Source organism: Methanogenium sp. MK-MG (genome assembly GCF_009914725.1).
In the GTDB taxonomy this organism is placed as follows: domain Archaea; phylum Halobacteriota; class Methanomicrobia; order Methanomicrobiales; family Methanomicrobiaceae; genus Methanogenium.
Genome location: NZ_JAAAWJ010000142.1, coordinates 1 through 1,807, shown reverse-complemented (window position 1 = coordinate 1,807; position 1,807 = coordinate 1). Strand labels below are relative to the sequence as shown.

Here is a 1,807-nt window from a genome sequence, read left to right as displayed (position 1 = left end):
TCATGATACGAAAGAAAAGGTGTGGAGGCACCTAGACTTTTTCCATTATGAAACCTACCTCCATGCCAGAGTCCCTCGAACAAAATGTAATGAACATGGTGTAAAGCTCATCAATGTCCCCTGGACAAGACAAAAGACTGGATTCACCCTTTTCTTTGAAGCATTAATTGTTGCTATGTCAAAGGAAATGACTGTTTCTGCCATTGCTGAGATGATTAATGTTCATGAGGATTCAGTATGGAGAATCCTTACTCATTATGTCAAAGAAGCGATGAAAAAGACAAATCTATCAGATCTTGATACGGTTGGAGTGGATGAAATTTCCGTCAAAAAAGGTCACAGTTATGTGACTTTATTCTATGACCTTAATAAATTCAGAGTGATTCATATTGAAAATGGAAAGACAAAAGACGTATTTAAAAAGTTCAGAGACTTCCTTACCACGAAGATGGATCCTGATAACATAAAACACATATCAATGGACATGTACCCTGCATTTAGGGGTGGGGCACGAGAATACTTCCCAAATGCTAAGGTAGTTTTTGATAAATTCCACATTGTCAAAATGATGAATGATGCTATTGATAAAGTTCGAAGAACAGAATATCAGTCAAACAAAGAGCTTGGTAAAACCAGATTCATGTGGCTGAAAAATCCAGAAAATCTATCAGATAGAGAAATCACTAAAATACAATCGATCAAGGATTTGGATACAAAAACTGCTAAAGCATACAAGTTCAAACTTGCACTACAGCGATTATGGGACATCAAAAATATGGATGTAGCAAGGGAGTACATTGAAAAGTGGCATTATTGGGGAACTCATAGTAACATCAAGGAAATTATTACATTGGCAAAGATGATCAAAAGAAATTCTTATGGAATTCTGGAATCAATTAAGGGAAATATCAGTAATGGTGTCGTTGAAGGATTGAACAACAAGATTAAGACTGCTTTTAAGAGATCTTATGGATTGAAGACTGAAGTAAATAGGAATACAATGATATTCTTGATGGCAGGTAAACTGAGTTTACCCACTCGATGTTAAAGAGAACCTATTTTTATAATTAATTATCCAGGTTCATCAGTGATCCTGACAGACATGCAATGGCATTAGAATCATATTAGTGACAAAGAAAAGCACAGATCCATCTGTCCATAAAGGGTTGCTGATACTCAACAATTAGAACATCATCCAGAGAAATGATTCAATAGATACTAGCTACTAAAGCAATTGCATTCAAGCTCATTGAAGATAGATCAAAAAAATAGAACATTAGCAATGATATTAAGATAATAAAAAAAGATATACACCAGTCGGGAATCGAACCCGAGTTCGAGCGTTGGCAACGCCCGGTGATAACCGCTACACTACTGGTGTGAATTGATTCTGGTGCCCAGACCCGGATTCGAACCGGGGACAACTGCCTCTTCAGGGCAGCGCTCTCCCACTGAGCTACCTGGGCTGTGAGAGCATCCGATAATAGTCGTTTTAATATTAAAACCTATCGAATGGTACGAAATATTTGTGGTGGGCCCGCGGAGATTCGAACTCCGGACCTCCGCCATGTCAAGGCGACGTCATAACCAGCTAGACCACGAGCCCATGTTGCTTATTTGCTGTCCAGTATATTTGGAACCTGAACAACGCTTCTGTTTCGTTTTTGCTTCAAACCATGTTGCTTGAAGCAAACTCTTATAACAGAGTTAAGCTATAAAAACTTTATCACTATAGCCTATTTTCAAACATCTTTAGGATCAATGTCCAAATAACTGAATATCATTAATTATTCGCATCAATAGACGT

At 37.7% G+C, this 1,807-nt stretch carries 1 protein-coding gene and 3 tRNA genes; 1 reads left to right on the top strand and 3 read right to left on the bottom strand.

Annotation, left to right across the window (positions count from 1 at the left end; translation table 11 throughout):
- On the top strand, positions 1 to 1,048 hold a 1,048-nt coding region (locus MKMG_RS11350), incomplete at its 5' end, for an ISL3 family transposase (RefSeq protein ID WP_165078053.1).
- 261 nt (positions 1,049 to 1,309) lie between these two features.
- Here MKMG_RS11350 and MKMG_RS11345 read toward each other — a convergent pair.
- The 3 genes from MKMG_RS11345 to MKMG_RS11335 all read right to left on the bottom strand — a co-directional run bounded on the left by MKMG_RS11345 (position 1,310) and on the right by MKMG_RS11335 (position 1,606).
- Positions 1,310 to 1,381, bottom strand: a tRNA-Gly gene (locus MKMG_RS11345).
- 10 nt (positions 1,382 to 1,391) lie between these two features.
- Positions 1,392 to 1,466 (bottom strand) — tRNA-Phe (locus tag MKMG_RS11340).
- Between the two features lie 63 nt (positions 1,467 to 1,529).
- Positions 1,530 to 1,606 (bottom strand) — tRNA-Val (locus tag MKMG_RS11335).
- Positions 1,607 to 1,807 lie beyond the last annotated feature (201 nt).